Origin of the sequence: Salinarimonas ramus (genome assembly GCF_014645695.1) — a bacterium.
In the GTDB taxonomy this organism is placed as follows: domain Bacteria; phylum Pseudomonadota; class Alphaproteobacteria; order Rhizobiales; family Beijerinckiaceae; genus Salinarimonas; species Salinarimonas ramus.
This window is the reverse complement of record NZ_BMMF01000040.1, coordinates 1-832: the sequence shown is the minus strand read 5'-3', so window position 1 is coordinate 832 and position 832 is coordinate 1. Positions and strand designations below refer to the sequence as shown.

Sequence of the window (832 nt, the reverse complement as noted above, 5' to 3'; positions counted from 1 at the left end):
CACCAGCCCCGCGCGGTCCATGGCGAAGCGCACGGGCAGGTTCTGGATGGCGACGTCGTGGACGATCTGGTCGTAGGCGCGCTGCAGGAAGGTGGAATAGATCGCCACGAACGGCTTGTAGCCCTCCGTCGCCATGCCGGCGGCGAAGGTCACCGCGTGCTGCTCGGCGATGCCCACGTCGAAGGTGCGGGTGGGATGCGCCTTGCCGAACAGGTCGATGCCCGTGCCCGAGGGCATGGCCGCGGTGATGGCGACGATCCTCTCGTCGTCGTCCGCTTCCCTGATCAAGGATTGCCCGAACACCTTGGTGTAGGCCGGCGCGTTGGCCTTGGGCTTGGCCTGGGCGCCCGTGACCACGTCGAAGGTGACGACGCCGTGATACTTGTCGGAGGACGCCTCCGCCGGGGCGTAGCCCTTGCCCTTCTGCGTCACGACGTGGACGAGAACGGGCCCGCCCTCCGTGTCGCGCACGTTCCGCAGCACGGGGAGGAGGTGGTCGAGGTTGTGCCCGTCGATGGGGCCCACGTAGTAGAAGCCCATCTCCTCGAACATGGTGCCGCCGGTCCAGAACCCGCGGGCGTATTCCTCCGCCCGCGCGGCCTTCTCGGAGAGGCCCTTGGGCAGCTTGCGGGTGAGCTGCTTGGCCGTCTCGCGCAAGGAGCGGTAGGTCTTGCCCGAGACGAGACGGGCGAGATAGGCCGACATGGCGCCCACCGGCGGCGCGATCGACATGTCGTTGTCGTTGAGGATGACGACGAGGCGCGAATGCATGGCGCCCGCATTGTTCATGGCCTCGTAGGCCATGCCCGCCGACATCGCCCCGTCGCCGATG

Annotated in this window: 1 protein-coding gene; it reads right to left on the bottom strand. The window is 68.0% G+C overall.

All coding sequences use genetic code 11. The features are described 5' to 3' along the window. Window positions 1-832 (bottom strand): 1-deoxy-D-xylulose-5-phosphate synthase N-terminal domain-containing protein (locus tag IEX89_RS24115; RefSeq protein WP_280513940.1); only part of this gene is annotated, 832 nt, incomplete at both ends.